General features: G+C 42.3%; 23 protein-coding genes. 11 read left to right on the top strand and 12 right to left on the bottom strand.

All coding sequences use genetic code 11. The annotated features are described in order from the left end of the window. Window positions 1–62 precede the first annotated feature (62 nt). Window positions 63–1,145: a photosystem II q(b) protein gene (gene psbA, locus A4S05_RS32595; RefSeq protein ID WP_069068940.1), complete on the bottom strand. Its 1,083-nt coding sequence runs from the start codon at window positions 1,143–1,145 to the stop codon at window positions 63–65. A gap of 578 nt (window positions 1,146–1,723) precedes the next feature. On the opposite strand from psbA, the gene A4S05_RS32600 reads away from it, so the two are divergent. Further along, window positions 1,724–2,095 (top strand): DUF2237 family protein, encoded by a 372-nt coding sequence (locus A4S05_RS32600; protein WP_069073911.1) that lies wholly within the window; start codon window positions 1,724–1,726, stop codon window positions 2,093–2,095. 29 nt (window positions 2,096–2,124) lie between these two features. Here A4S05_RS32600 and A4S05_RS32605 read toward each other — a convergent pair whose 3' ends face one another. From A4S05_RS32605 to A4S05_RS42265, 6 genes are all read right to left on the bottom strand, one after another. Then, window positions 2,125–4,251, bottom strand: coding sequence for a hybrid sensor histidine kinase/response regulator (locus A4S05_RS32605; protein ID WP_069073912.1), 2,127 nt, complete (start codon window positions 4,249–4,251; stop codon window positions 2,125–2,127). Window positions 4,252–4,255: 4 nt separating this feature from the next. Then, on the bottom strand, window positions 4,256–4,828 hold the full coding sequence (locus A4S05_RS32610; RefSeq protein ID WP_069073913.1) for a chemotaxis protein CheB: 573 nt from the start codon (window positions 4,826–4,828) through the stop codon (window positions 4,256–4,258). 65 nt (window positions 4,829–4,893) lie between these two features. Continuing rightward, a complete protein-coding gene (locus A4S05_RS32615; protein ID WP_069073914.1) occupies window positions 4,894–5,757 on the bottom strand; it encodes a metal ABC transporter permease in 864 nt (287 codons plus the stop codon). 44 nt (window positions 5,758–5,801) lie between these two features. Further along, on the bottom strand, window positions 5,802–6,581 hold the full coding sequence (locus tag A4S05_RS32620; protein ID WP_069073915.1) for a metal ABC transporter ATP-binding protein: 780 nt from the start codon (window positions 6,579–6,581) through the stop codon (window positions 5,802–5,804). Window positions 6,582–6,731: 150 nt separating this feature from the next. After that, entirely contained in the window at window positions 6,732–7,733 is a 1,002-nt protein-coding gene (locus A4S05_RS32625; RefSeq protein ID WP_084227353.1) for a metal ABC transporter substrate-binding protein, read from the bottom strand. 844 nt (window positions 7,734–8,577) lie between these two features. After that, the gene (locus A4S05_RS42265; protein ID WP_176727175.1) at window positions 8,578–8,718 is read right to left on the bottom strand and encodes a hypothetical protein; all 141 of its coding nucleotides are present in this window, start codon (window positions 8,716–8,718) and stop codon (window positions 8,578–8,580) included. On the opposite strand from A4S05_RS42265, the gene A4S05_RS32630 reads away from it, so the two are divergent. The 5 genes from A4S05_RS32630 (at window position 8,700) to A4S05_RS32650 (ending at window position 13,216) form a co-directional block, all read left to right on the top strand. After that, on the top strand, window positions 8,700–9,200 hold the full coding sequence (locus A4S05_RS32630) for a DUF2231 domain-containing protein (RefSeq protein WP_069073916.1): 501 nt from the start codon (window positions 8,700–8,702) through the stop codon (window positions 9,198–9,200). The two genes, A4S05_RS42265 and A4S05_RS32630, sit on opposite strands and share 19 nt — an antisense overlap. After that, entirely contained in the window at window positions 9,197–9,814 is a 618-nt protein-coding gene (locus A4S05_RS32635) for a DUF2231 domain-containing protein (protein WP_069073917.1), read from the top strand. The genes A4S05_RS32630 and A4S05_RS32635 overlap by 4 nt, the downstream gene beginning before the upstream one ends. A gap of 80 nt (window positions 9,815–9,894) precedes the next feature. Continuing rightward, window positions 9,895–10,821, top strand: a complete 927-nt coding sequence (locus tag A4S05_RS32640; protein WP_069073918.1) for a cytochrome c oxidase subunit II — start codon at window positions 9,895–9,897, stop codon at window positions 10,819–10,821. Window positions 10,822–10,834: 13 nt separating this feature from the next. Beyond that, window positions 10,835–12,496, top strand: a complete 1,662-nt coding sequence (ctaD, locus tag A4S05_RS32645) for a cytochrome c oxidase subunit I (protein WP_069073919.1) — start codon at window positions 10,835–10,837, stop codon at window positions 12,494–12,496. Between the two features lie 117 nt (window positions 12,497–12,613). Continuing rightward, complete coding sequence (locus A4S05_RS32650) at window positions 12,614–13,216, top strand: cytochrome c oxidase subunit 3 (protein WP_069073920.1); 603 nt, start codon at window positions 12,614–12,616, stop codon at window positions 13,214–13,216. A 157-nt stretch (window positions 13,217–13,373) separates the two neighbouring features. On the opposite strand, the gene A4S05_RS32655 is transcribed toward A4S05_RS32650, so the two are convergent. Both A4S05_RS32655 and A4S05_RS32660 read right to left on the bottom strand, forming a co-directional pair. Further along, complete coding sequence (locus tag A4S05_RS32655) at window positions 13,374–13,970, bottom strand: hypothetical protein (protein ID WP_069073921.1); 597 nt, start codon at window positions 13,968–13,970, stop codon at window positions 13,374–13,376. Window positions 13,971–14,171: 201 nt separating this feature from the next. Then, window positions 14,172–15,524, bottom strand: a complete 1,353-nt coding sequence (locus A4S05_RS32660) for a helix-hairpin-helix domain-containing protein (protein ID WP_069073922.1) — start codon at window positions 15,522–15,524, stop codon at window positions 14,172–14,174. 410 nt (window positions 15,525–15,934) lie between these two features. Here A4S05_RS32660 and gatA point away from each other — a divergent pair, with 410 nt between their 5' ends. Further along, window positions 15,935–17,395, top strand: a complete 1,461-nt coding sequence (gatA, locus tag A4S05_RS32665; RefSeq protein ID WP_069073923.1) for an Asp-tRNA(Asn)/Glu-tRNA(Gln) amidotransferase subunit GatA — start codon at window positions 15,935–15,937, stop codon at window positions 17,393–17,395. A 76-nt stretch (window positions 17,396–17,471) separates the two neighbouring features. On the opposite strand, the gene A4S05_RS32670 is transcribed toward gatA, so the two are convergent. Then, window positions 17,472–17,930, bottom strand: a complete 459-nt coding sequence (locus A4S05_RS32670) for a helix-turn-helix domain-containing protein (RefSeq protein ID WP_069073924.1) — start codon at window positions 17,928–17,930, stop codon at window positions 17,472–17,474. Window positions 17,931–18,426: 496 nt separating this feature from the next. On the opposite strand from A4S05_RS32670, the gene A4S05_RS32675 reads away from it, so the two are divergent. The 3 genes from A4S05_RS32675 (at window position 18,427) to A4S05_RS32685 (ending at window position 21,106) form a co-directional block, all read left to right on the top strand. Next, on the top strand, window positions 18,427–19,053 hold the full coding sequence (locus A4S05_RS32675; protein ID WP_069073925.1) for a PadR family transcriptional regulator: 627 nt from the start codon (window positions 18,427–18,429) through the stop codon (window positions 19,051–19,053). Between the two features lie 247 nt (window positions 19,054–19,300). Further along, window positions 19,301–19,924, top strand: coding sequence for a 4Fe-4S single cluster domain-containing protein (locus A4S05_RS32680; RefSeq protein ID WP_069073929.1), 624 nt, complete (start codon window positions 19,301–19,303; stop codon window positions 19,922–19,924). Between the two features lie 165 nt (window positions 19,925–20,089). Continuing rightward, the gene (locus A4S05_RS32685; RefSeq protein WP_069073930.1) at window positions 20,090–21,106 is read left to right on the top strand and encodes a FecCD family ABC transporter permease; all 1,017 of its coding nucleotides are present in this window, start codon (window positions 20,090–20,092) and stop codon (window positions 21,104–21,106) included. 371 nt (window positions 21,107–21,477) lie between these two features. Here the strand turns inward: A4S05_RS32685 and A4S05_RS42270 are convergent, their stop codons facing one another. Together A4S05_RS42270 and A4S05_RS32690 are read right to left on the bottom strand one after the other, a co-directional pair. Next, window positions 21,478–21,633 (bottom strand): hypothetical protein, encoded by a 156-nt coding sequence (locus A4S05_RS42270; RefSeq protein ID WP_176727176.1) that lies wholly within the window; start codon window positions 21,631–21,633, stop codon window positions 21,478–21,480. 52 nt (window positions 21,634–21,685) lie between these two features. Continuing rightward, the gene (locus tag A4S05_RS32690; protein ID WP_069073926.1) at window positions 21,686–22,006 is read right to left on the bottom strand and encodes a DMT family transporter; all 321 of its coding nucleotides are present in this window, start codon (window positions 22,004–22,006) and stop codon (window positions 21,686–21,688) included. Between the two features lie 646 nt (window positions 22,007–22,652). Between A4S05_RS32690 and eis the strand changes: the two genes are divergently transcribed. Beyond that, on the top strand, window positions 22,653–23,831 hold the full coding sequence (eis, locus tag A4S05_RS32695; protein WP_069073927.1) for a GNAT family N-acetyltransferase: 1,179 nt from the start codon (window positions 22,653–22,655) through the stop codon (window positions 23,829–23,831). Window positions 23,832–24,502: the final 671 nt, after the last annotated feature.

Raw genomic sequence — 24,502 nt, forward strand, 5'->3', positions numbered from 1 at the left:
TGTTACCAGAGGACGCTTTTTTAAATTGTAGAGACGCTATGGATAGCGACTTAAGCTTATGATTAACCGTTGATAGCAGGAGCGGTAAGAGCTACAGGAGCAGAATCGCCAGCAGCCAAATCTAGAGGGAAGTTGTGAGCGTTACGCTCGTGCATTACTTCCATACCCAAGTTAGCGCGGTTGATTACATCTGCCCAAGTTGCAATCACACGACCTTCAGAGTCAATGATTGATTGGTTGAAGTTGAAACCGTTCAAGTTGAACGCCATTGTGCTTACACCCAAGGCGGTGAACCAGATTCCGATTACAGGCCATGCTGCTAAGAAGAAGTGCAGTGAACGGCTGTTGTTGAAAGAAGCGTATTGGAAGATTAGACGACCGAAGTAGCCGTGGGCTGCAACGATGTTGTAGGTTTCTTCTTCTTGACCGAATTTGTAACCGTAGTTTTGTGACTCGGTTTCGGTGGTTTCACGAACCAATGAGGAAGTTACTAGTGAACCGTGCATTGCAGAGAACAAGCTTCCGCCGAATACACCAGCTACACCTAGTTGGTGGAAGGGGTGCATCAAGATGTTGTGTTCTGCTTGGAACACGATCATGAAGTTGAATGTTCCTGAGATACCCAAAGGCATACCATCAGAGAAGGAACCTTGTCCGATTGGGTATACCAAGAATACTGCGGTTGCTGCTGCTACTGGAGCAGAATATGCGATCGCAATCCAAGGACGCATTCCTAAGCGGTAGGATAGTTCCCATTCACGACCCATGTAGCAGAATACGCCAATCAGGAAGTGGAAAACTACTAACTGGTAAGGACCGCCGTTGTACAACCACTCATCAAGAGAAGCTGCTTCCCAGATTGGGTAGAAGTGCAAGCCGATAGCGTTGGAGGAAGGTACTACTGCACCGGAGATGATGTTGTTTCCGTAAATTAATGAACCTGCTACTGGTTCGCGGATACCATCGATGTCTACGGGAGGAGCGGCGATGAAGGCGATTACGAAGCAAGCGGTAGCGGCTAGCAAGGTTGGAATCATTACTACGCCGAACCAACCGATGTAAATCCGGTTGTTAGTGCTGGTGATCCATTCGCAGAATCTATCCCATACGTTGGCGCTTTCGCGACGTTGTAAGGTTGTTGTCATTGTTTTATAAGTGCGGTTAGTTATTTATGAATCAGGCGGTTTTGTCTTCGCCTGTGAAACCACCTTACACTGCTTTACAATTTTTAATCAACTTTTATTACTTCAGTAAATCTGATGAAAGTGATTAGTTTTGCTTATTTAAAAGGGCTACAAGTATTATTTGCCTACTCATCTGGGAATAATAGCTTTGTATATTACCGCTATTCTAGAAAAAATTAACCCTCAGCTTACCACTGGGGGCTTTTTTGTTTGGCAGAATGGCATATCTGTAAATTAGAAGGTTGCTATGGTATTCGAGTAGGATACATTCCATGCGAAAAGTACTGACTTGCATTACCTCTGGTAGTTAGCCAGGGGTTTTTATTTAAATACTCGGTAAGGGGAAAACTCAGTCCCTTTGAGAGCGATCGCTCTTAAATATTCTGCTGAGAGGTTTTTTAGCGATTTTGATTTAAATGATTCTATAATTCCCTGCTTTTCGGAATTTATTGAGAGATAGAAATTTTAATTCAACCAGGAAATTAACAATAAATATAAGCTTATATCAAGCAGAAAAATCAAGTACAACCAAATTAACGATGACAGACGCTAAAAACGTAATCGATGGAAACCTAGAGGTTTGCTGTACCTCTCCCGTGACTGGGTTTTACCGCGACGGCTTTTGTCGTACAGGTGGTCAGGATTTCGGATCGCATGTCGTATGTGCCCAAGTGACATCAGAATTCCTGGAGTTCACCAAATCACGTGGGAACGACCTCAGTACAGCTGTTCCTGATTTTAATTTTCCTGGATTAAAGCCTGGCGATCGCTGGTGTTTGTGTGCTTCTCGCTGGCAAGAAGCTCTAGAAGCTGGCGTTGCTCCACCCGTAATACTTTCAGCAACCCATGCTAGAGCCTTAGAAGTGGTTTCCTTAGACGAATTGAAAAAACACGCCCTAACTTCGTCTTGATTGGGCAATGACAAATGACCAATGACAAATCAACTCACCGAAACTTCCAGAGGTAGTTCTAATACATTGGCAACCACAGTAATTAATTTAGTGGGGTCAATTGGCTTAGATAAATGCTGCTGAAACCCTGCTGAAAGGGCTTTTAAGCGGTCTTCTTCTCGCGTGTATGCTGTTAAAGCGATCGCGGGGATATGTCCGCCTTTTTCTGGTTCTAAAGAGCGCAGCTTCCGAATTAGTGTATAGCCATCTTGCTCTGACATACCGATGTCGCTAATCAGGATATCTGGTTTTGCTTGTTCAAGTACTGCTAACGCTTCATCAACTGATCCTACCGCAGTGGCAAAAGCCCCATACTCCTCAAACATGAAACTGAGAAAGTTACGGGTATCTGTTTCATCATCTACAACTAAAACTCTTAATCCAGCAAGGGGCGTAGAAGCCACAGAAGAAATTTCTCCTGTGGCTTCTCTACTCGCCCTATTACCCCTATTGTCTTGTAGCAGTGGTAGTCTGACAGTAAAAGTTGCTCCTTGTCCAGTGCCTAAACTCTGGGCAAATATTGCCCCCTTGTGCAGTTCTACTAGATGACGGACGATCGCTAGTCCTAATCCTAATCCATTGTGCGATCGCGTTGTGGTACTATCTGCCTGCCGAAAACGCTCAAATACTTTAGGTAAAAACTCGGAACTGATACCAATACCCGTATCAATAACTTGAATTTGGGCGTACTGGGATTTTGAATTTTGAATTTTGGATTGCAGATTACTGCTTTTATCAGTGTCTAAAGAGTCTAAATTTTCATCATCAGATCCCAATTCCAAATCTGAAATCGAAAATCCCAAATATTTTGATAGCCTGACTTCGACCCTACCACCTTTAGGCGTAAACTTAATGGCATTAGTTAGTAAATTCCAGACAACTTGCTGTAAACGGGCTGGATCGCCATAAACTGACCCTATGGAAGTATCCAGGACAGTATTTAACTTAATATCTTTTGGTTCTGCGAGGGGGCGCACTGCTTCTAATGCTGCTTCCATCACTGAGATCAGATTCACCGCAGATACATTTAACCGCAACTGACCTCGGATAATCCGGGATACATCCAAGATATCCTCAATTAGTTGCATCTGAGATATAGCGTTGCGTTCTATCGCCTCTAAGGCGCGGGAAGTAGCTTTTTCGTCAAGTTTCTTGGCGCGGAGGATTTTTGACCAGCCCAACATCGAGGTTAGGGGTGTGCGGAGTTCGTGGGAGAGAACAGCAAGAAACTCATCTTTCATCCGATTTGCGGCTTCTGCTTCTTGTCTTGCTGTCTGTTCTCGAATTACTTGAGCGCGGACTTCTTCTGCTTGCTTGCGTTCCGTAATATCTTCAAGGGTTCCCACATATCCCATCAATTCCCCTTGACCGGAAAGCATCGGTGATGAGCGAACCTGAACCCAACGATCGCTACCATGAGCAGTTTGAAAGCGAAACTCTTCTGAGTAGTCTCGACCTTCACGAATGTAGGCAGACCAACTAGCAACGGCTCGTTCTTTGTCTTCTGGATGAACAGATTCCAGCCATATTTTTTCTAAACTCTCTGCTGCTTTCAAACCACAAATTGCCTGATAGCGAGGATTAGTATACTTACAGCCGCCTTCAGTATCAATTTCAAAAATGCCAACGGGTGAGCAGGTACTTAGCGATCGGAATCGTTCTTCACTTTGCCTGAGTTCTGTATTCACAGCTACTAGCTGCGCTGCTTGTTGCTTGACGGCTTCTGTTTTCTTAAATAGTTCTACGAATACTATGACTTTAGAAGTCAGGATATTGGGGTCTAGTGGTTTGAGCAAATAATCAACTGCACCCAAAGCATAGCCTTTAAACAGCATTTGGTCGCTGGTGCTAAAGGCGGTGAGAAAGATAATTGGAGTGTGACGCGATCGCCCCCGATTGCGAATTAAGGTAGCAGTTTCAAAGCCATCCATCCCAGGCATTTGCACATCCAGCAAAATCACTGCAAAATCTTGATGCAGCAGACATCTCAAAGCTTCTTCCCCAGAAGTCGCTCTCACGAGATTCTCCCCTAGTTTTTCTAGGATTGCTTCTAGTGCCAGCAAATTTTCTAACTTATCATCTACTAGGAGGATGTTGACTTTGGGTTCCATCTGCATCGGTTTATTTCTGTGATAAGTGACAAAGCTTGACCATCTGGGAAGCAATGTTTGAGAGTGTCAAAATCCAGTCTACTGCAACAGTAGAAATTGCTGCTTCTGGCATGATGTCGCTCTCTGCTGTGGCAGGTTCCTGTACAATAGTAGTTCCTCCCCGCGCTTTTATTTTCTTAAGACCTTGCATACCATCTTGATTTGCTCCTGTCAAGATTACACCAATAACTTGCTCAGTGTAGACATCAGCTGCCGACTCAAACAGCACATCAATAGATGGTCTAGCATAAGAAACAGGCTCATCAGTTGAAAGGGCAAAGTGACCTGGTTCAACCAGTAAGTGATAATCTGCTGGAGCTATGTAAATATATCCTGGTAGTATTTCGTCCTTGTCTTCCACTTCTCGAATTTTCAACAAAGTGGATTCTTGTAATAACTCCTGAAGTGTATTACCAGACTCTTTGTGACGGTGTTGCACGATCGCGATCGGCACAGGGAAGTCCGCTGGTAAATTCCCCAGAATGATTTTCAATGCAGATAATCCGCCTAAGGAAGTACCAATTACCACAATTTTAAACGACACTTGTTTAGCCCTCACACCTACATAATGTGAGTTACGGAAATAGCAAAGGCTCATTCATACTGAATTCAGTCAGTGTTTTCTTGCTTCTTTGCCCTTACCAGTAACCCATGTTTAGGTGCAAAAATCATTGCTATGACAAACAACAAGGTTTGCAACACCACAATGCAACCCCCAGTTGCACCATCGATATGATAGCTGATGTAAGTCCCCATAACACTAGAAAATACTCCAGATGCCATTGCAATTAGTATCATGTGGTCGAAACGGTCTGTTAATAAATAAGCCGTTGCTCCCGGAGTAACTAACATAGCTACAACCAGAATAATTCCCACTGTTTGGAGTCCGGCGACAGCAGTTAGTGAAAGTAATGATAGTAAAATATAGTGAAGCGCTCCTGTGTTCAAGCCGATGGAACGTGCATGAGTAGGATCAAAGCAAAATAATAGTAAGTCTTTGCGTAAAATAGCGATTGTTACTAAAGTGATTACACTAATAATTACCGTTTGGATAATATCTTCATTAGAAATACCCAAGACATTCCCAAATAAAATGTGCGTCAAGTCTACGCTGCTTGGAGTTTTGGAAACTAGCACCAAACCAAGAGCAAAAAATCCTGTAAATACAAGTCCGATGACAGTATCTTCCTTAATTCTCGTCTTCGCTTTAATATAACCAATGGCAATAACTGAACCTACTCCAAAGACAAAAGCACCCACGGCGAAAGGAATATTTAAAACATAAGCAATTACTACCCCAGGCATTACTGCGTGAGAAACAGCATCTCCCATCAATGCCCAACCTTTAAGGGTCATAAAACAAGATAAAACAGAACATACCACCCCAACTAAGGCACTTACACAAATTGCCTTCACCATGAATTCATACTGTAGGGGTGCAGTTAACCAGTCTAAGAATGCGAGAGTATTCATATTTTTTAAAAAATAATATCAGGAATATCAATTACAAATTTAAATTAATCGAATTCATTTTGATTACCACGGATGATTTTGCTTTTGCTGAGGGATAAATCTGCAAGGGAACCGCCAAAAGTTCGTGAGAGATTTTCTTCTGTGAAAACTTCGGATGTATCGCCATAAGCTAAAATAGTACGATTTATGAGTACTACTTGGTCACAGAAAGTTGTGATAGAAGCTAAATCATGAGTAGAAATCAAAATTGTATGACCTTCTTTTCGCAATTCCAGCAATAAGTCAATCATCGCTTTTTCTGTTTTGATATCGACTCCAGTGAAAGGTTCATCTAATAGTAAAACTGTTCCCTGTTGTGCCAAAGCACGGGCGAGAAAGGCACGTTTTCTCTGTCCACCAGAGAGTTCTCCAATTTGGCGATCGCGCATTGACCACATTTCCACCCTCTCTAAACTCTCCCTCACGACACTTCGATCTTTCGCCGACGGAATTCGCAGTATATTCATGTATCCATAGCGTCCCATCATTACCACATCATGGACACTTACTGGAAAATTCCAGTCCACTTCTTCTGATTGCGGTACATAAGCGACTAAGCTTTTTTTCTGTACACTTTTTATCGGTAAGCCATTAATCAAAACCCGCCCCGTGACTGGCTTCAAAAACCCCATAATCGCCTTAAACAATGTTGATTTACCGCTACCATTCATCCCCACTAAACCACTTATTGAACCTGCTTGAATTTGCAAAAAAGCACCATGTAAAGCAACTTTGCCGTGGTAAGCAACCGTCAGATTTTCGACATCAATCGAAATAGATTTCATTAAAAATTACCTCTAGAATTAATCAGTATTTTTTAGTGAGCAACTCAAGTCCTTTTGGCAAATATGTAATGTTTTGCAGAGAACAAAACAGGACTAAAGTTCTTACTGCAAATAAATTTTCAATAGTTAGATTTATTCTTGCATACTTGCTCACTTTTCCTCTAACCCCTGAGTTAGAGTAGTAATATTAAGTTCTAGCAACTTTAGATAAGTCGGTGCTAGTCCATCAGATGGAGACAGGGAATCAACGTAAAAAACTCCACCAAACCTTGCTCCCGATTCTTTAGCTACCTGACGCTGCGCTCCGTCATTTACCGTACTTTCACAGAAAACTACAGGTATTTTATTGTTCTTAACTGTCTCAATGACTTTTTCTAGCTGTTTGGGAGTAGCTTGCTGTTCAGAGTTGACCGCCCAGAGATAAACTTCTTTCAAGCCATAATCGCGGGTAACGTATGAAAATGCGCCTTCACAGCTTACCATGTAGCGCTTGTCTGCTGGAACTACCGACACGGCTTTTCGCAGTCTCTCATCGACTTCCTTAATTTTTTCGCTGTATGCTTTGGCATTGGTATTGTAAGTCTCTGCATTCGCTGAGTCCAAATTAACTAATGCCTTGCGAATATTCTCTACGTATATCAAGGCATTTTGTGGTGACATCCAAGCATGGGGATTAGGTTTCCCCCTGTAGGCATCCTCCGTAATTTCTACAGGTTTAATCCCCTCAGTTAGAGTAACGTGAGGCACATTAGGGACGCTGTTATACAATTTTTGTGCCCAACGCTCTAAATCCAGACCATTATTTAAAATTAGGTCTGCTTTTTGCGCCCTCACCAAATCGCTAGGAGTTGGTTCGTAACCATGAATTTCCGCCCCTGGTTTGGTGATAGATTCGACAATCGCCTTGTCTCCCGCCACGTTTTGTGCCATATCTGCGATGACTGTAAAGGTGGTAAGAACTACTTTTTTATCTTTTTTTTCTAGATTACTGGTGCTAGTTGTACCTGGGTTTGGACTTAACTGTGGTTGAGAATTGGAGCTTGACGGACTACACCCACCCAAACATAGCCCCAATAGCAGCCCAGACACTACAGCCAATTTTTGTCCATACTGCGGTAGTTGCATCTGAAAGTTACTGATATTAAATCTCATTATAGTAATTTCATAATCTTCTCACTTTTGTCTCACTTTAGCAGAAGGAAGATAAAAATGAAAGAATTATGAAAATGAAGAAGAATTCAGAAGTCAGAATAAAGACGTTAGCGAGTCGTGAGTCCGCCAGTCATAAAGAAAACATTGCTGTTAGCGGATAGCTAAGGTTTAGCCCATTCTGACCGGAGGCGGAGCGTCTCCGGCTCCGCTCTTGACTCCTGAATTCTGTTAGATAATATCAGAGGAAAAAAGCGAACCTATTGCAATAACTGTATCACTGGCTTCTGAATTAACCTGGATTCGACACTTTTGTAGCTTGATTCCTTCCTTTTTTAATTTTAAGGGGCTTTTTGAGTGGTTCAAACATTTTTGTTATTTGTATTACAAACAAATATTTGATGATTGTGAAATATCTTACAGACAAACATCGTATCTAGAGTTTTTTTATATATTAAAAAAATGCAAAAATAAATACATTATTAAAATATTTTTTTGTCAAATTACTAACCTTTAAAAGTTTAATATTTATTGTTTTGACAATTCATAAAAATTTACTTAAGCTAAAGGATAGGTTAAGCAAATCAACAAAGGACAGCGATTTGATTTAGCTCCATCAAGAATTGCTGTTGCAGACTATTGGCATAAGGAAATGAATCAAAACCAAAATTATTCTATGTAGGCAATTTAACTAGATTTGACTACAAAAAGCTAAGACATGATTAAGCGTATTGAACAGCGCAGATATTGAACAGAATTCGCTCAATTATGGATGGATACTTGTGGTGATGTTAGTGAGTGTCCATCAGTTATTGACTAGCGATTTGAGATTTTTGATTAGGGTCTTCTAGTTTATATCTCGTCTGGGACGGAATAAATCTAAAAGACGCTCACTAAGACTGCGCGATCGCCAATCCAAAATCCAAAATTGATTGACCAAAGTGCGGTAGATATTTCCAGGAGAAGACGATGATTGAGTATTTGACATCCTTGAACGACCACAATTTGCCCTATCCAGATACGATTCATCCCATCGTTGTCCACTTCGTAATTGCGATGGTTTTATTTTCCTTTGTCTGTGATGTAATTGGCTATTTTACTGGTAAATCCGGTCTTTTTGAGGTGAGTTGGTGGAATATGTTAGTTGCCACGATCGCAATCTTCGTTGCAATTATTTTTGGTCAGTTTGAAGCAGGGTTAGCACAGCCTTACAGCCTAGCTAAATCGGTGCTGAATTTACATACGCTAATTGGTTGGTCGCTTTCAGGAATTATCACAGCGATTACAGCTTGGCGCTATGTAATTCGTGCCCGTAACCCGCAAAAAGTACCAATTTATTATTTGGGAGCCGGACTAGTTTTAACCCTAATAGTTGGCTTGCAAGTATATCTCGGAGATGAACTTGTTTGGGTATATGGATTGCATACAGTACCAGTTGTGGAAGCAGTAAAGGATGGTTTGTTGCGATGAACTCAGAATTGATTGACCAATTGAGCGGCTCTCTAGGCGCAAACGGATTACCTTACACAATTCCTATTCATCCCAACTTAGTGCATCTGACAATAGGTTTGTTCATCATTGCGATGACCTTTGATATTGTTGGTGTTCTGTTCCCCTTTGAAAAATGGGTCTTCAAATTTTTGGCAATTACTGTTGAACGTGACAACTTATTTGCTGTTGGTTGGTACAACATGTTAGCTGCCAGCATCATTACATTTTTCACAGTGGGAGCAGGCTTTTACGAAATGCTATTGGCAGCACCACCAGCTGATATGAAGAGTGCCTGGGGATTGCAGGCAATGGAAACTATGCTTTGGCATGGTGTAGGAGGTGTATTCTTATTAGCGCTGATTGTTGGCATGACCATCTGGAGAGCATGGCAGCGCTTCGTTTGGGGCAAACAAGAATATAAACAGACAGATAGAGAAGTGCAATGGATCTATCTGTTCGCAGGCATAGCAATCATGTTCATTCTGTACATCCACGGCACACTAGGAGCGCAACTAGCCGCCGAATTTGGCGTACACAATACAGCAGATAATTTGCTGCGATCGCACCAAGACCTAAACACAACACTCAAATAGTCATTTGCCCAATGCCCCATGCCCCATGCCCCATGCCCCATGCCCCATGCCCAATTCCCAATGCCCAATAACCAAAGACCATGAAAATCCAGAAGATTTTAAATATTTTGACGCTGCTTACAGGCGCGATCGCAATCACTGTTACTAGTCTCTGGATCGGCAAGCAGTCTTACTCCTGGCTTCCTCCCCAAGCAGCAGCCGAATCCGTACTAATTGATGATTTGATTAGCTTCTTAGTAACCCTCGGTGCATTCATCTTCTTGGGAGTAACAAGTACTCTGATGTATTCTGTGATCTTCCATCGGGCAGTCAAAGATGACTTCACTGATGGCCCCCCAATTGAAGGTAATATCACCTTAGAAGTTGTCTGGACAGCAATTCCAATTCTGTTAGTGTTGTGGATTGCGGGTTACAGCTATCAAGTTTATGAACAAATGGGAATTCAAGGCCCATCGGAAATAGTTCACCTGCATAATCCATTGGGAATGGAATCGGCTTATGCAGAACCAAAAGATGCACCAGCTAACGCTTTAGCGGAACCTGTAGAAAAAATCGACGTACTAGCCAAACAGTGGGCGTGGGTTTTCCATTATCCCGAAAGAGATATTACCAGTACCGAATTGCATTTACCTAGCGATCGCCGGATACGTTTAGCGCTGAAATCACAGGATGTTATCCACGGCTTCTATATTCCTGCATTCCGCCTCAAGCAGGATATTATTCCTAACCACGCGATCGACTTTGAATTTACTCCCATCCGCCCCGGACAATACCGATTGACCGATTCTCAATATAGCGGTACATACTTTGCGACGATGCAAGCGAATGTCATCGTCGAATCTCCTGAAGATTATCAGCAATGGCTGGCACAAGCTGCAACCCAAAAGCCATCCATAGCAAATAATCAAGCGGCTTCTGAGTATGCCCAAACATCCCATCAATCAGTTCAAACTGGTTGGGTTACAGTTCCACCTGCTGCACCTCCTCTAGTCAATTCACCTGGTTGAAAGGAAAGTAACCATGACTAATGTTCCTATTGAAGGTATCCTTCTCCCTGATGAGAAGCCTAACCACGAATCTCCGAGTAGCTGGAAAGAATACTTCAGCTTTAGTACCGACCATAAAGTTATTGGTATCCAGTATCTCGTCACCTCATTTTTCTTCCTTCTCGTCGGCGGTATCTTTGCGATGGTGATGCGGGGAGAACTGATGACACCCGAATCAGATTTAGTCGATCGCACCGTCTACAACGGTATGTTCACCATGCACGGCACTGTGATGCTGTTCTTGTGGACATTTCCCTCACTGGTTGGTTTTGCTAACTATCTAGTGCCCCTAATGATTGGGGCGCGAGATATGGCATTTCCCCGCCTGAATGCCGTCGCCTTTTGGATGGTACCAGTAGTTGGGATTTTGATGATGGGTAGCTTCTTCGTCCCTGGAGGCCCAGCCCAAGCCGGCTGGTGGTCTTACCCGCCAGTCAGTCTCCAGAATCCCACAGGTAACTTGATTAATGGTCAAGTTCTCTGGCTGTTAGCGGTGGCAATATCCGGCGTATCCTCAATTATGGGGGCAGTGAACTTTGTCACCACCATTGTCAAGATGCGGGCCCCAGGAATGGGCTTCTTCAAAATGCCGTTGTTTGTCTGGGCAGTATTTAGCGCCCAAATCATCCAACTTTTTGGACTGCCAGCCCTAACAGCTGGCGCGGTAATGCTGCTACTAGACTTAACTGCTGGCACTGCCTTTTTTGACCCCGCCAAAGGTGGAAATCCAGTGATGTTCCAGCATTACTTCTGGTTCTACTCCCACCCCGCCGTTTACGTGATTATTTTGCCCATCTTCGGCATTTTCTCAGAAATCTTCCCAGTTTATTCACGTAAACCCCTATTTGGTTACAAAGTAGTTGCTGTTTCATCAATGTTGATTGCAGTAGTCAGCGGTATCGTTTGGGTACACCACATGTACGTCAGTGGTACTCCTGGCTGGATGCGGTTGATTTTCATGATGACAACGATGTTTGTATCCGTCCCCACAGGAATTAAAGTATTTGCTTGGGTAGCAACTATTTGGGGCGGTAAAATGCGGCTAAATACCGCCATGCTGTTTGCCTTGGGTGCATTAGTCATGTTTGTCTTCGCCGGAATCACAGGCATCATGCTTTCTTCAGTGCCAGTCGATGTCCACGTTAACAATACCTACTTTGTAGTCGGACACTTCCACTACGTCCTCTACGGCACTGTGACGATGGGCTTATTTGCAGCCATTTATCACTGGTTCCCTAAAATGACCGGAAGGATGTACTCCGAAAGCTGGGGTAAAATCCACTTTTGGTTAGCCTTCATCGGCACCAACCTCAACTTTTTGCCCATGCACCCCTTGGGATTGCAAGGAATGTTACGCCGAGTTGCTTCTTACGCCCCTGAGTATCAATTCTGGAACATCATCGCTAGCCTCGGCGGATTTCTCTTAGGAATGTCCACCTTGCCCTTCATATTCAACATGGTGATTTCTTGGATGCAAGGCGAGAAAGCACCCGCTAACCCTTGGCGAGCAATCGGATTAGAGTGGTTAGTTTCTTCACCCCCTCCAGTAGAAAACTTTGAAGAAACTCCCATCATCATCTCCGAACCCTACGGCTACGGCAAATCAGAACACTTGACAGCCAACCTCCCAGAATAAACGCCAACCATCGGGAAGACGCAAAAACCCTCCGCGTACCTCCGCGCTTCCCTTTGCGTTCCTACCCTGCGGGAAGGCAAAGCCTATGCGTTTCAAATTCCCCCCTCAAAAAGCAAAATGGACAGCTATATCAATTCCGAAGAATTGCACCACACAGCCGCAGAACATACCCACGACGAAGAAGGCAACAAAATGTTTGGCTTCATCGTCTTCCTGCTCTCAGAAAGCGTCATCTTCTTGAGTTTTTTCGCCGGATATGCCATCTACAAAACAACAACCCCAAACTGGCTACCAGCAGGTGTTTCTGGACTAGAAGTAAAAGAACCGGCAATCAACACAGTAATTCTGGTTGCTAGTAGCTTTGTAATTTACTTAGCAGAACGCGCCCTTCAACGCCACGACTTAGTAAAATTCCGCCTGTTTCTCTTGGCAACAATGGCGATGGGAACTTACTTTTTAGTTGGACAGGCGATTGAATGGAACGGCCTCGCCTTTGGTTTCACTTCCGGGGTATTTGGTGGAACGTTTTATCTACTTACAGGCTTCCACGGTTTGCACGTTTTCACTGGTATCCTGTTGCAGTTAATAATTTTGATCCGTTCTTTCATCCCTGGCAATTACGATACAGGTCACTTCGGCGTCAATGCAACCTCGTTGTTCTGGCACTTCGTCGATGTTATCTGGATTATTTTGTTTGTCCTTATCTATGTTTGGCAGTAAAGATTGATGGAAGGAAAACCCAGATGATTTCTCTGGGTTGGTGTATGGGGCATTGTTAATTGCGTTAGCGTAGCGGTAGCGAGTCCGCGAGCGTCATTGCGAATTGAACTTATGCCCCATACACCATTCACTCTAAGAAGTATATTTGGGTCTTGGCTCAACTTTTCAAATTAACCTTCTCCTCAAACTTTGATCCATCTTGATGAGATAAAAACTTTTCACTACTGTGATAACTTCTGCGCCATTGTTCAAGTTTATCTATAGATATTGATTTAGATATGACATTCACACCATTTCCTCGCCAAGCAACTTCTGGATCTGTTGTGAAAACCCCGCACTCTAATTGATCTAGCCTCATATTCCAATATTCGCTAAATCTACCTTTTAGAGTAATAACTTGCTCAAACACCTTGTTTCTATGTTTATTTCTTCTTTTCCGTTCTGTCGCTCCAGTTGCTTCTGTATCAATAAACTTAGTTTCAATTAAAAACAGACTACCTTTAAAGGTCAAGAAGACAAAATCACACTTTCCTAAATCTGTATAATCTGAAATTGGAGACTTTTCAAATAACAGCAATTCAGCGCACGAGGGAAACAATTCTTTAATATTCAGAAATAAATAAGCTTGTAATAGAAGTTCCTTATCATAAGGAAACAATATCACTCCTTCAAAAAATTTTTGAATGTCCTCGTGAGTTTGGGGTTGAATTTTTTTACAGTATGAAACAAATCTATGTAGCTCGTTTACAATCATCAAGTTCTAACTCCTTCCCCCGGTCGCAGCCTTAAGGGTCTTAGCATAAAAAGATACCACTCCCTCAAGGAAATTATCATCAGCATAAGTAACTAAAAAAACGATTAAAATCCTGAATACTTAAGGCGATTTACTGTTGACAGTTCAATCAACGAATTTTTAAGCTGCTTTTCAGTATTGGTGGATTTTTCACTTCTGGTGTCAGCTACCAGTCAGCGATTTTATATGAGCAGGAAAACTAGCATTTTGCAAAGCTTGAACGGTTATTCTAGAATCTTGTACGCAAAATTGCCAACCCAAGCGAACAAGTTTACGAGAAGTTTCAGTTTGGATAATTCCAATCACTGGCATTTTTGCCTTTTCTTTGTCTACTGAATGTTCTTGCAAAATTGTTTTCAAGCGATGTAAGTCTTCCATGTTACCTGCTTGCTGGGGATTTAATTCCACCATCACCATTTGTACTGTTTCCACTGGTTCTGCATCTTCAAGAATAAATTGAGTTTGCTCATCGCGTCGATCTACTTTTCCCCAAATAATTAATCTAGTATCAACTTGGAGTAGGGAACTAATGCGTTCATAAGTTTTCGGGAAAACTACAGCTTCTAATTGTGTAGTTAAGTCTTCTATTTGCAAAATTGCCATCTGATCACCTTTTTTCGTCACCACTTTTTTGACGTTATTTAACATGACAACTGCACAAAGTCTTGTATCTTCCCTTTGTTCTCCCAGTTGCGAAAGGTTAATTGGTGTCAAAAGTGGTGCTATTTGCCGTAAGGATTTCAATGGATGATCTGATACATAAAAGCCTAGTAATTCTTTCTCCATCTGCAACTTTTTCTGTGGGGGTAAATCTGTCACAGGTTTAGATTTTGGAGCAGTTTCAAAGGCATTATTTGCTCTTTTATTCTGAGTTGAAGAAAAACCATCGCCCAATAAATCAAACAGATTACCTTGACCACTGGCTCTATCTTTAGCGCGAGATTGTGCCCAATCGTACACCAATTCTGAGTCGTTAATTAACTGTTGACGGTTGGGTTCAATTTTGTCAAAGGCTCCACAATAAATCAGCGACTCTAGAGTTCGGCGGTTAACAGCACGTAAATCGACGCGATCGCAAAAATCAGCAAGAGTCTTGAACTCTCCTGTCTCATTTCTCGCTTCCAAAATACAAGCGATCGCATTTTGCCCCACGTTACGCACCGCCGAAAATCCAAACAGAATCTTTCCTGCCGTTGGCGTAAAATCAACACCAGAACGATTAATATCTGGCGGATCTATGGAAATCCCCATATTTGTACAGTTGGTAATATATCTCTGTACCTTATCGGTATCACCACTGTTAGCTGTTAACAGCGCCGCCATATATTCCAATGGGTAATTAGCTTTTAAATATGCTGTTTGATAAGTTACATAACCATAAGCTGTTGAATGGGATTTATTGAAACAATTGGAAGCTATTAAGCCATTTTTAATCGAAAAATTATGGTCACGCTCAACCCCAATGTCATAGACATTTTGTTTGCCTAAATATTTGCGTGTAGCTATTTTTATCATCCTACCCTACCCCTGAAAAAAGTTTTACGAAATTAATTAATTGATAAAATCGTAAAAAATGTATTCTTAATAGTACTTGTAATACAAAATTATATCACTAGAAAACACTGCTATACTCTTACACAAAAGTAGCAAATATATATCAAAACTTTGGTAAACTATTCAATAGACAGTTAATAGCCATATATTTGCTACTTTTTTAAAGTTATTAAACACATTTCAATACATATTAATCCGCTTAGTATTAGATGGTTTGCCCTGGGGGAAGAAGCAGGGGAGCAGGGGGAGATGAGGGAGAAATAAACAGTGCCCAATGCCCAATGCCCAATACCCAATGCCCAATAGCGATACCAATATCGACCAATATGTACTAGAATCAATGACTTGAGTGAGTCATAAAGAGAGCAATCATGGCATCCATCCGCGAGTTGCACCAACAACTGGTTAAGAAAGAACGTTCTGCCGTTGAAATTACCCAAGAAGCTTTAGATCGCATTCAAGCGTTAGAGCCGAAACTGCACAGCTTTTTGTGTGTGACGGCAGAACGGGCATTAGAGCAAGCGGGTGCTGTGGATGCCAAAATCGCTGCGGGAGAAGAAATTGGACTGCTAGCAGGTATTCCTGTGGGTATCAAAGACAATATGTGTACCAAGGGAGTTCCCACCACCTGCGCTTCCCGGATTTTGGAAAATTTTGTGCCGCCTTATGAATCAACGGCGACACAAAAACTGGCTGATGCTGGGGCGGTAATGGTAGGCAAAACCAACTTGGATGAGTTTGCAATGGGCAGTTCTACAGAAAACTCTGCCTACCAAGTCACGGCTAATCCTTGGGATTTGTCACGAATTCCAGGTGGTTCTTCGGGAGGTTCTGCGGCTGCGGTGTCGGCACAAGAATGTGTGGTTGCTCTCGGTTCTGATACTGGCGGTTCGATTCGCCAACCGGCATCTTTCTGTGGCGTGGTGGGGATGAAACCAACTTATGGTTTGGTTTCCCGTTATGGTTTGGTGGCTTATGCTTCCTCTTTAGATCAAATTGGGCCATTTGCAAACACGGTAGAAGATGCGGCAATATTATTAAATGCGATCGCAGGTCACGATCCCAAAGACTCTACCAGCCTGAAAGTTGCCATTCCTAACTACGCTGCTAGCTTAAAACCAGACTTCAAACCCAGAGGTCAGCTAAGAATTGGTATCATTAAAGAAACTTTTGGTGAAGGTTTAGACGCTGTAGTAGAACAAGCTGTTACCAAAGCAGTAGATCAACTACAAAGTTTGGGAGCAGAGATTCACATAATTTCTTGTCCCCGTTTCCGCTATGGCTTACCCACCTACTACATAATTGCCCCATCAGAAGCATCAGCAAACCTGGCTCGTTACGATGGCGTTAAATATGGATACCGCGCTCCTGATGCCGATAATCTGCTATCCATGTACACTCGTACCCGTGCCGCTGGTTTTGGTACAGAAGTCAAACGCCGGATTATGATTGGCACTTATGCCCTCTCCGCTGGCTATTATGACGCCTACTACCTAAAAGCGCAAAAAGTCCGTACCTTGATTAAGCAAGACTTTGAAAAGGCTTTTGGCGCGGTTGATGTGTTAGTTTGTCCCACATCCCCCACTACAGCATTCAAAGCAGGGGAAAAAACTACTGACCCCTTGAGTATGTATTTAACTGACTTAATGACTATTCCTGTGAATCTTGCTGGTTTACCTAGTCTAAGTTTGCCATGTGGTTTTGATGATCAGGGACTACCGATAGGATTACAGTTAATTGGCAACGTGCTGCGAGAAGACCTACTGTTTCAGGTTGCTCATGCCTATGAGCAATCTACTAGTTGGCATCTGCGTAAACCGCAAATATCTTGAAATTGGGGATTGGGGATTGGGGATTGGACACTGCTTATTTCCCCCTCATTTCCCCCTGCTCCCTCATCTCCCCCACTCACTGATTAATGACTATTGACTGTTGACCATTTACTTCTGGAGTCACGGATTCAGATGCAATTTGTGGTGGGTTAAGTATATATAAAAGACCAGTAGATGCAGCAACTAATAATAGAATGTAGGTAAAAACAAGAGGTATGTATGTATTTGGTTTGCTGTCTGACTTTTTATGATTGTTATTGGAGTCTTGGCGAACAACATTGCTTATAAAGGTGTACGATAGAGCATTTCCATCCAGTCCTAAAGCATCTCCATAGCGACGGATGAATCCTTGAACAAAAATAGGCTCAGGCAATTCTTCAAATCGTTCTTCTTCTAAAGCTTGCAAAACACCTGCTCTAATTAGTGTTTGAGCGGCTATTTCTTCTATGCGGATGGATTTTTCTTGTCTTACTTGTCGCAAGTGTGTGGTTATTTCCTTTAGCTGCTCTATTTGAGCTTCGTTTAAGAGTGTCACTGTCTTCTCCTGTATGGGCTAATTCTACTATTCATTGAGAAGACTTAAATTCGCATACGTAAATTCACTGAATATTTGATTTTAGGATAAAATTTTTTGATTGTGGGTTAATCCTGTATTTTAAAATGCTAAGGCATTTTATATTAAGTGTAAATTTTGTCTTATTTTATACTTTGACAAAGCGAAAAATCTTGAGGCAAAATTAGTAACTTGCAACTTCTAATACAAGTGTTTACCAGGACTACTCTCGCTCGTAAAAGATACAGTCCTTTTTCTGACTGATTCCCAGCCTGGAAGCGGAGAATCAGTCAGAACAAGCTTTTGCGGCTTTTCTTAGTGTCATTCTCCTCAGCAAGAGCAGCACCCTACCCCTTTGCCTCTTTTCAGTCCCTAATCTCTTTTACACTTCAAAAATCTTCATCAAAATTCTATTCCGATATATCGTGATATATTCCGATGTATCGTATATTAGAGAAAGTTGATTTGAGATTCACTTATGTTTAGACATTTTCGGTCACACTTTGGAACACCTGCATGGGCAGGAGTTAACGAAGATGATTCATTGCTTGTCAGGTCTTGGTTTCAACATGGCAAACATCATGGTAGACATCATGAGAAACACTTTGGCAATGAAATGTTTGGTCGTGGTTGGGGAGATGAATATCGGACTCGTCGGGGTGACATCAAGTTTATTCTGCTGGAATTGTTATCCGAGCATCCTAGTCATGGTTACGACCTGATTAAAGAGATGGAAACTCGCTATGGTGGTTTCCGTCGCCTCAGTCCTGGCTCAGTGTATCCAACACTCCAATTGCTGGAAGAAGGTGGTTATCTCAAGAGCGCCCAGGAAGGTGGCAAGCGGATTTACACGATTACCGATGAAGGTAGACAATTATTGGCAGAACGTGCCCAACAAGAAACTTCAAACTCTCCTTGGGATAGCTTCAAAAGTTTTGTCAAAGGTAAGCCCCAAGAGTTTATTGAACTACGGAATGCCGCAACAGAATTAGCTGCTGTTGTGGTGCAGGTTGCTCGTAGTGGCAATATGGAGCGAATAAATCGGGTTCGTGAGCTTTTAGAGCAAGTTAAACGGGAAATTTACGCGATTCTGGCTGAAAAATAAGTTGCTTCATCGACCAACATTGCTGCCATCGCTATGCTCAATTTTGCTCGTTGGTCAATTCGTCACTCACTTGTATTCATCTCATCACCTCCCTATCGGGTAGGTGAGTGAGAGGCAACTAATGTTTAAGCTAAAGCCTGCCTCCTGGCTGTTTTATTCTCCTGTATATAACTATTGTCACGGTTATATAACTGGAGATTCGCTATATTTAACAGTTAACAGGCAACGGCTCAAAGGAGTTAAAGAGATGGAAATTAAGCCAACTGACCCATCGCTAGCACTCATGGAAATTCCCCCTGGCTATCTCAACATTATGGGTTATGTTGATCAGTCAGAAGTTAATGGCCCTGGTTGTCGTGCAGTTGTCTGGGTACAAGGTTGTCTTCGTGAGTGTCCTGGCTGCTTTAATACTAACTCCTGGTCATTTGAGGCTAACCAATTGATTGCCGTTGATACTCTTGCCGAGAATATTCTTAACAATCCCCGCAATATGGGTGTAACATTCTCTGGTGGAGAACCATTTTGGCAAGCAACTGCCCTGGCATCTTTAGCTCGGAAAGTCAAAGCTGCTGGGTTGAATGTAATGTCTTTTACTGGGTTCACTCTTAAGCAGCTACAGTCCCAATCCGCGCCACCAGGTTCCCAAGAATTGTTAGAACAACTCGATATCTTGATTGACGGGCCTTTTGTACAATCTCTGGCAATTAATTCTCCCGATTCTCCAGTTTCTTCTAGTAATCAACGGGTTCGGGTGTTAAACCCAGCTTTCCAAGACCAAATTACTTGGGCTAGCGACCAGATAGAAGTCCACATCCTCAAAGATGGTGGTCGCATTGTCACTGGCTATCAAGGTGGGCTGGAATTGACGTAGTGGGGCATTGGGCATTGGGCATTGGGCATTGGGAGTTAAAATTTAAACGTTCAGCTTTAGAGGCTCAACGTCCAAGTTTTAATTCTTCTCCCTCCTGTCCAATGCCCTATCCCCAATGTATTTGTGTTTGAGACGGATTATATTAAAAAAAATACATATTTAAATTTGACTAGACCATTTGAGACAATTTTTACTAAACACCGTGTATTTTGGGCTGTTTTCCTCCTTGGTACAGCACTGGTGGTAACGCTAGTACTGTCGCTTTCTCAAGGAGCAGTACCTTTAAATCTGTCGGAATTGTGGCAAGCCATTCTCCACAAAGGCGATCCAATTAAACAGACAATTCTCTGGGATTTGCGTCTTCCACGCATTACAGCGGCTCTCATTGTCGGTGCAGCTTTGGGAATGTCAGGAGCATTGCTACAAGGAATGTTACGCAATAGTCTGGCTGATCCATTTATTTTGGGCATTTCAGCGGGTGCAGGATTAATTGTGATTCTGATGATTGTGTGGCAGATATTCCCGATCGCAATTCCTTTAGCAGCGTGGATGGGGGCAATTTTGACTTCTGCGATCGTTATTTTACTCGGTCGTGCGGGGTCGGGGATTTCTGTTGAGCGGTTGATTTTAGGTGGAGTGGCGGTGAGTTCTTTATTTGGTGCTGTACAAAGTACATTGCTGCTTTTAGCTGAAGACGGTCAAATTCAAATTGCGCTCAGTTGGTTAGTTGGTAGTCTTAATGGACGGGGTTGGCAAGAAATTGCTACGCCTGCCCCTTATATCATCGTTGCATTGATCGGAGGATGCTTGTTGGCGCGATCGGTAAATGTGCTGGCTTTGGGAGATGATTTGGCTGTGGGTTTGGGGGTTTCGTTGACGCGATCGCGCCTGTTAATTGGTGGTGTCGCCACTCTATTAGCCGCAGGTGCCGTCAGCATCAGTGGCTTGATTGGATTTGTTGGTCTTGTTGTCCCTCACGGTGTCCGCCTCATCGTTGGTACAGATCATCGCTTTGTTTTACCACTTTCCGCCCTTGCAGGTGCATGGTTACTGACTTTTGCAGATTTACTCTCTAGGCTAGGAGCAGTAGAACTACCAGTAGGTTCCGTCACTGCTTTGCTGGGTTCACCGCTGTTTATCTGGTTACTTTATCGTCGTTCTGCTGGGTTCAATAAATTTTGACCTAATAAGCTAGTACTGCAAGGCGGAATTAAAAATTAAAAATTAAAAATTAAAAATGAATACAGCATAAGGGTTTCGTTGATTTGGAATGATTGGTTTATTTCCGCCGTGCTATACTAGTGCTAAAGCCTTTTTCATCTATTTGAAGCACAATCCGTTGTGTGGATTCACAATTGTGCATCCCTAAGCTATGGTTGAATTCCTAAAAATTGCTTTCAGTTGATACTATTATGCAATGTTCTTTACGCCTCAGTGTATAAAAAACTTGCCATTTTGGCTGCATTACTTTGAGCGTCTCTGCTAAAGTATTAAAAGTCAATTACTTGTGGGCTATATTTACCGAGGTTTACTATACTTTTAAAAGCATTTAGTTAAGTCTGCTCATTTTGCTCTGCTAGCGGAACAATAAAAATTGCTGGTGTATTCCCTACAACAGCAACCAGCAAAATGATCAGTTTTGGTTTATTTACCTCGTCAATTTTAACATTGACGAGGTATTTTTTAATCTGGGTAATGTCTAATATCATGTCCGTTTAATTTATCGAACAGAATAAAGGCGTCAGTCGTCAGAATTCTTCTTCAATCACTTGCGTTTATACCAATTACCCCTATGATTATTAAGGCGATCGAAAAAAGTTTCATTAATGTGGCAGATTCGCGAAACCAGATAATACCAATAAGCGCAACTAGGATAGTTCCCAATCCAGCCCAGACAGAATAAGCTACACTCACTTCAAGTCTCTTAAGAGCAAAAGTCAAAAAAGTAAAACAAAGTCCATAGAAGACAAATATTAATACCGAAGGAACTGTTTTAGTAAATCCCTGCGATAATTTCATGCAAGTTGTGCCTGAAACCTCAAAAACGATTGCTATGATGAGGTAAATCCAACTGATTGACATATTTTTTGTAAGTGATGTGTTAACAGCAACCGACGGGTGGTACACCAGGCCCTATGAATAGAAGAAACAGTTCTGAAGCCACTCATTAATAGATAAGTGTAAGTGTCCTGACAGTTAAAATTGAACGTGCAGTAGTGTAGTTTAGCGTGACTAGGAGCATGATTCTGGGGCTTTATAGCTGATTGGTGAAAGAAAAAGCTTCCTCTCTCTATGAAGAGATTATCTATTACTACATCTCAAGTCAGAACGATCCGAAAATTTATTATATCAGGGTTGCTGTAATAAAGCTTAAGTAGATACTGCTGTTACCCTAGCTATATATTCAATTAGACTTTTTAGACCGATGTAATGATATGTTTATTTCTGTCATTGTGTACTAAATAGCCATCATTAACTGAGTATATAGGACTCATATTTGATTTGGTGAAAAAACTCAGTACAACTAAGAAGCCTTCTTTACTGTTGCCTGTTGCCTATCCCCTATTGCCTGCCTACGCAAATTAGTTCAGAAATCAAAGCGCATTCCTATACCAAGACATATAATAAATCTTTTTTCCCAGTCTCCATTTTCAAGCTAGTTGGTGAACCATTGGGGTAACGACTGCTGTAGTATGATTGTGATTTTGTACTAATCATGGTATAAGAAATGACGGCTCAATTTGAATACAGCACTCTTTCTCATCCACAGGATATTAAGCAGCTTGAAACTATCCTTGAGCAGTGTTTTATCAGCGGACTTGGTGGTGAGGAAGCTTATATCAACTTGATTGGGGTAGAAAATTTCCGCATTATTCGGGGATTGGAGCAAGTAGTTGGTGGATTGGCAACTCTGGATATGGGTCAGTGGTGGGGTGGTGTGCGTGTACCAATGACAGGAATTGCCGCAGTGGGCATTGCTCCAGAGTATCGCGGTTCGGGAGCTGCGATCGCTCTCATGCAACACACCCTCAAAGAACTTTATGCTAGAGGCGTAGCAATTTCCGCTCTTTATCCAGCTGTTCAAACTTTGTACCGAAAAGTAGGGTATGAGCAGGGAGGTAGCTGGTGTATTTGGGAAGTTTCTACCAGGAATATCCAAGTGCGGGAGCAACCCCTACCTTTAGAACCAGTAGTGAGCATCAATCATGAAGTCTTTCATGAACTATATCAGCAGCAAGCGAGACTAACGCATGGATATTTAGACCGACATCCAGCAATCTGGCAGCGAATAATCCAACCAGATGAGAAAGAAATAGTCTATGCCTATTTTATTGGTACTAAAGAGCAACCCCAAGGCTATATCATTTTCACTCAAGAGCGAACGGAAGACGGTGAAATCCTTTGGATAAAAGATTGGGTACTTCGCACAGTTGGTGCTGCACAAACTTTCTGGTCTTTTCTGGCAAATCATCGCTCCCAAATTCATCAGGTGCGATGGAAGAGTTCTGCAATTGATTCTCTGACATTGCTACTACCAGAGCAAACTGCCAAAATATGGCGTGAGAGTCGTTGGCTATTTCGGGTAATAGATGTAGTCAAGGCACTGGAAACGCGGGGTTATCCATCGGAAATCCAAGCTGAACTGCACCTAGAAATTCAAGATAATTTACTACCTGCAAACAATGGTAAATTTATTCTTTCTGTCGCCAACGGACGTGGTGAAGTCACAAAAGGCGGAAAGGGCGAGTTACAGCTAAATATCCGCGAATTGGCACCATTGTATACAAGTTTGTTCACCCCCTACCATTTGCAACAAGTGGGAAAACTTGATGGGACAGAAAAAGCTATCTTAGCAGCTACGCAAATATTTGCAGGTGCTTCGCCTTGGATGCCTGATTTCTTCTAAAGGGAGTGGGGCCCCATCTGGGGATAACTACGGTGTATACACAAGTTATAGAATCACAACCAGTCTGTCGGATTACCCCACCCTAACCCTCCCCTTGCAAAGGGGAGGGAACTGGATTTTCTATTTCCCCCCTTGGCAAGGGGGGATTAAGGGGGGTAATTCGACTTGTGTGTACACCGTAGCTGGGGATAAGGGGTAATGGGGAAGCGATTAAACTGTTGTGCCTCCAGTTTTGGCTCAACTAGTCGCCGCTCCGGTACTGGGTACTGGGTAATGGGTACAAGGAATTGTTTTTTAAAATTTGGTGGTGGGTAAGAGCAAGCATCATAATTTTTCGATTTTACACCCAGTCCCCAATCCCTAATCCCCAGTCCCTTTTACCTCACATCTCCAACGCTCCCCAATCAACAAAACATAAGTTGGAAACATAATTAATCATTAGTTCGTCCTTCGGCTAGATTAGCAATTTCTGTTGTCAATTCACACCATAAAGAAGGATACCAGCGATTTTTTTTGATAAATTCTGATTATCTGATCCTAGATAAGTAAGTAGAGGTGAATAAATTATAGCATTTCTCAGTCTGGTGAAGTACAGTAACAAGAATGGGTAAACCAATTATAAATATCAGTTAACGAGACTTGAGTAAAAGCAGTTTCAATTGCTTTTGCTA

It is taken from the genome of Nostoc sp. KVJ20 (assembly GCF_001712795.1).
Lineage (GTDB): Bacteria > Cyanobacteriota > Cyanobacteriia > Cyanobacteriales > Nostocaceae > Nostoc.

What these genes read in the sequence shown, in the direction of transcription:
- psbA (WP_069068940.1), bottom strand. Translation starts at nt 1,145, where the DNA reads ATGACAACAACCTTACAACGTCGCGAAAGCGCCAACGTATGGGATAGA.
- A4S05_RS32600 (WP_069073911.1), top strand. Translation starts at nt 1,724, where the DNA reads ATGACAGACGCTAAAAACGTAATCGATGGAAACCTAGAGGTTTGCTGT.
- A4S05_RS32605 (WP_069073912.1), bottom strand. Translation starts at nt 4,251, where the DNA reads ATGCAGATGGAACCCAAAGTCAACATCCTCCTAGTAGATGATAAGTTA.
- A4S05_RS32615 (WP_069073914.1), bottom strand. Translation starts at nt 5,757, where the DNA reads ATGAATACTCTCGCATTCTTAGACTGGTTAACTGCACCCCTACAGTAT.
- A4S05_RS32620 (WP_069073915.1), bottom strand. Translation starts at nt 6,581, where the DNA reads ATGAAATCTATTTCGATTGATGTCGAAAATCTGACGGTTGCTTACCAC.
- A4S05_RS32625 (WP_084227353.1), bottom strand. Translation starts at nt 7,733, where the DNA reads ATGAGATTTAATATCAGTAACTTTCAGATGCAACTACCGCAGTATGGA.
- A4S05_RS32630 (WP_069073916.1), top strand. Translation starts at nt 8,700, where the DNA reads ATGATTGAGTATTTGACATCCTTGAACGACCACAATTTGCCCTATCCA.
- A4S05_RS42265 (WP_176727175.1), bottom strand. Translation starts at nt 8,718, where the DNA reads ATGTCAAATACTCAATCATCGTCTTCTCCTGGAAATATCTACCGCACT.
- A4S05_RS32635 (WP_069073917.1), top strand. Translation starts at nt 9,197, where the DNA reads ATGAACTCAGAATTGATTGACCAATTGAGCGGCTCTCTAGGCGCAAAC.
- A4S05_RS32640 (WP_069073918.1), top strand. Translation starts at nt 9,895, where the DNA reads ATGAAAATCCAGAAGATTTTAAATATTTTGACGCTGCTTACAGGCGCG.
- ctaD (WP_069073919.1), top strand. Translation starts at nt 10,835, where the DNA reads ATGACTAATGTTCCTATTGAAGGTATCCTTCTCCCTGATGAGAAGCCT.
- A4S05_RS32650 (WP_069073920.1), top strand. Translation starts at nt 12,614, where the DNA reads ATGGACAGCTATATCAATTCCGAAGAATTGCACCACACAGCCGCAGAA.
- A4S05_RS32655 (WP_069073921.1), bottom strand. Translation starts at nt 13,970, where the DNA reads ATGATTGTAAACGAGCTACATAGATTTGTTTCATACTGTAAAAAAATT.
- A4S05_RS32660 (WP_069073922.1), bottom strand. Translation starts at nt 15,524, where the DNA reads ATGATAAAAATAGCTACACGCAAATATTTAGGCAAACAAAATGTCTAT.
- gatA (WP_069073923.1), top strand. Translation starts at nt 15,935, where the DNA reads ATGGCATCCATCCGCGAGTTGCACCAACAACTGGTTAAGAAAGAACGT.
- A4S05_RS32675 (WP_069073925.1), top strand. Translation starts at nt 18,427, where the DNA reads ATGTTTAGACATTTTCGGTCACACTTTGGAACACCTGCATGGGCAGGA.
- A4S05_RS32680 (WP_069073929.1), top strand. Translation starts at nt 19,301, where the DNA reads ATGGAAATTAAGCCAACTGACCCATCGCTAGCACTCATGGAAATTCCC.
- A4S05_RS42270 (WP_176727176.1), bottom strand. Translation starts at nt 21,633, where the DNA reads ATGATATTAGACATTACCCAGATTAAAAAATACCTCGTCAATGTTAAA.
- A4S05_RS32690 (WP_069073926.1), bottom strand. Translation starts at nt 22,006, where the DNA reads ATGTCAATCAGTTGGATTTACCTCATCATAGCAATCGTTTTTGAGGTT.
- eis (WP_069073927.1), top strand. Translation starts at nt 22,653, where the DNA reads ATGACGGCTCAATTTGAATACAGCACTCTTTCTCATCCACAGGATATT.